Genomic DNA, 3163 nt, shown 5'->3' with positions numbered 1-3163 from the left:
GTTGAGCCGTTTGAAAATAAAAACGAAAAATTGAATGTGACTTTCGTGAATTTGCTAACTAAATCAGAGGAGAATATTAAAAAATCAAAAGAAATAATATTACGTGGGAAAAATGAATTTACGATAAATAAATAACCAGCCACTAACACACTTAACTGTTGCGCAACAGCTACACACGCTACGAGCATTTTGGGTATTTGGCTCAGTGGAAAAATTAGTTTGTATTTGGGCGATTTGGCAAATCCGAAAAATGGGCTTAATTTAGTACCAAACTGCTTGTAGCGAGGGAACGTTATTGTCAAAAAACTAAAAATGATAAAATGAAACTAATTTTTTTAATACTAGCTTTTCTTTTAATAGTTCAATCTACTTTTTCTCAAACAGATAAAAAAGTAAACAATCCTATTTCAGCAAGTAAAACACAGATTGTTTCAATAGATCCTGTTTATTTCGTACTGGGAACATTAAGTGATTACATGGGGCGTTTTTATGCTGTAAAAAGAGAAAAGCAAGTTGACAGATACTATCCTTTTGAAAAACCATTAGTAAATTATTTGAGTTTATATATTAAAACTGAATTAAATATTACTGTTGAAACAATTTTTCAAAAATCGAATCACTGTGAAATGTATTCCGAGGAAATTTCAAAAAAAATGAATAGTTTTTATGGCGAAAAAGATGAACTCTTAAATAACAAATTTGAAACGAATGAGCAGATTTATTCCTTTTTAGCAGGTGTTTATTACAGATATGGTGAAAAACTGGATTCTTCTATTTATAAAATTCAATTAACTAACTCAACTAAACATCAAAATTGCAACGAATTCCTTAAACAGGTTGGTTGTAAAAACATATTATATGAATATTTGCAGAATATTCCAGCACAATTTATATATTACTTTGAACCAACAGCTGATTTGAAAAAATATTTTGATGCTATTGAGCCTGAAAGAGTAATACTTAAAAAATCATTTTATGATAGTATAGTACAAATGACGGAGGGTGGTATAACGAAAACAGACTTAGAAATGAGTTTACAAAAATTAAAAGCGGACGGAATTGAAAAATTTAAAAAGGCTTCCAAAAAATAAATATCTTAACTTTGTTTTGGAACTAAAACAACACACTAAATGACTGATTTAAAAAATAAAACGGCACTAGTTACCGGAGCTGGAAAAGGAATAGGAAAAGCAATCGCATTGGCTTTAGCCAAAGAAGGCGTAAACGTAATTTTAGTAGCGCGCACTCAAGAAGAAATTGACAGTGTAGCTGCAAAAGTACGCTCGCTACGTGTAAAAGCTTTAGCTATTACTGCTGATGTTGCTGATATCAACTCTGTAAATGCTGCAGTAGAAAAAGCATTGAGTGAATTTGGAGCTATTGATATTTTAATCAATAACGCTGGTATTGCATCGTTTGGAAAATTCTTAGAATTAGAGCCAACCGACTGGGAACGCATTATTCAAGTGAATTTAATGGGACCGTATTACGTAACCAGAGCCGTTGTTCCGAACATGATTGAAAGACAAACTGGCGATATTATCAACATCTCATCAACCGCTGGATTAGCCGGAAATGCAATGACGAGTGCTTACAGCGCTTCTAAATTTGCGTTGTTAGGACTAACCGACTCTTTGATGCAAGAAATGCGCAAACACAACATTCGTGTTACCGCACTTACGCCAAGTACCGTGGCTACTGATATGGCTAAAGAACTAAAACTTACCGACGGAAATCCGGATAAAGTAATGCAAGCCGAAGATATGGCTGAGCTAGTTATTGCTCAACTCAAATTAAACCGTCGCGTGTTTGTGAAAAATAGCAGCCTTTGGTCTACTAATCCGTAAAATTTAAAAGCTTACCGTATAAAAACTAAAAAACCATTGAGAAGCAAATTAAAATCGCTTTCTCAATGGTTTTTTCTTTGTTACAAGCTGTGTCTATTCCTTATTTTGTAGGGTAGCTCTATTTTTCTGTTCTTTTAAAATAGTATTCATATGTGCTTTTGTTTCTCTTTCGATATCACTTTCACTGAGTTGTAAACCTTTGGCATCGTCTGCCAAAACATACCAAGGTTTGGTTTTACCGAACGGATAGGCTCCAAAAACAATGACAGGAGTTCCTTTTACTTTCACATTTTGATCATCTTGAAGTATCCATTCGTCCGCCCAACTGTACAACTTTTTGGCATCCGCTACTTGAAGTCTCAAACAAGAGTGCGACGCTGGATAACCCGGCAAAGCATATTGATGAAAACCAACACCCAATTTATTTTCGATATTAAAATTCCATTTTAAATCCCACTCATCGTTAAAAGTACTGGTTGTTTCTTCAGCTTTCCAGTTCGTAAAAAACAATCCCGTTGGTGTTTTATCTTTTTCCCTTCCCATATTAGTCGGTCCAGTATAAATTAGTTCGCCGTTTTCATAGGCAGCAAAAGTTTGAGTTGGATACGAAAAATAGATAATCTTGTCAACATCTTTTAAGGACAAAACCTTCAAGGGAAAAGGCAAATAATAAGCAATATCGCCCGTAAAATCATTGGGAACTAAAACCGAATCTAATTTTTTGAAATTCTCAGCATCAGTCCTATTGATGGCATACGCAAGTTGCAACTGAGCGCTGTCGTTGATAGCTTTATTTAGCCATTCTTTCGTGTTTTCAAAATTATAAGTGACCGTACCTGGTTTTTTTCGTTCTATTTTAGTTGTAACTTTTTCTGTTTGATTTTTGTCTTTAGAACTTGCTGCGCTCTCTTTACAAGAAAACAAAACAGAACAAACTACGGCGCTAAGGATATAAACTTTTGGCTTCATAAGGTTAAATTTTAATTAATTTAAAAGTACCTCAATCAACCGCCCAGTCTGTTACACAATTAGTATTAGTTGTTACACAATTAACCTTCATATTAACTATTAAAAAAATCAAGAAAATGAAGACTAAAACTTAATAAACTTAACGTAGTTAATGGTTTAAAGTTATTTTACTTAAATGACTTATATGTTTAAAACATAAAACCATTAAGAAAATGAAGAAAATTAAGCGTAAATCTTAATGAACTTAACTTACTTAATGGTTTAAATTGACACTGCAGTTAACGTCATCTAAAATAAAAACTATTAAAAAAATCAAGAAAATGAAGACTAAAACTTAATAAACTTAA

Annotated in this window: 3 protein-coding genes; 2 read left to right on the top strand and 1 reads right to left on the bottom strand. The window is 32.8% G+C overall.

Features of this window, described 5'->3' with window-relative positions:
* Positions 1 to 320 precede the first annotated feature (320 nt).
* Entirely contained in the window at positions 321 to 1091 is a 771-nt protein-coding gene (locus tag FPG59_RS15200) for a hypothetical protein (protein WP_086455402.1), read from the top strand.
* A gap of 39 nt (positions 1092 to 1130) precedes the next feature.
* Complete coding sequence (locus FPG59_RS15195) at positions 1131 to 1847, top strand: 3-ketoacyl-ACP reductase (RefSeq protein WP_086455401.1); 717 nt, start codon at positions 1131 to 1133, stop codon at positions 1845 to 1847.
* Between the two features lie 93 nt (positions 1848 to 1940).
* On the opposite strand, the gene FPG59_RS15190 is transcribed toward FPG59_RS15195, so the two are convergent.
* Positions 1941 to 2816, bottom strand: coding sequence for a L,D-transpeptidase (locus FPG59_RS15190; protein WP_086455400.1), 876 nt, complete (start codon positions 2814 to 2816; stop codon positions 1941 to 1943).
* Positions 2817 to 3163: the final 347 nt, after the last annotated feature.

It is taken from the genome of Flavobacterium sp. FPG59, from assembly GCF_002150205.1.
Classification (GTDB): Bacteria; Bacteroidota; Bacteroidia; order Flavobacteriales; family Flavobacteriaceae; genus Flavobacterium.
Note: the sequence above shows the minus strand (reverse complement) of the source record. Positions and strands in the feature narration are given on the sequence as shown.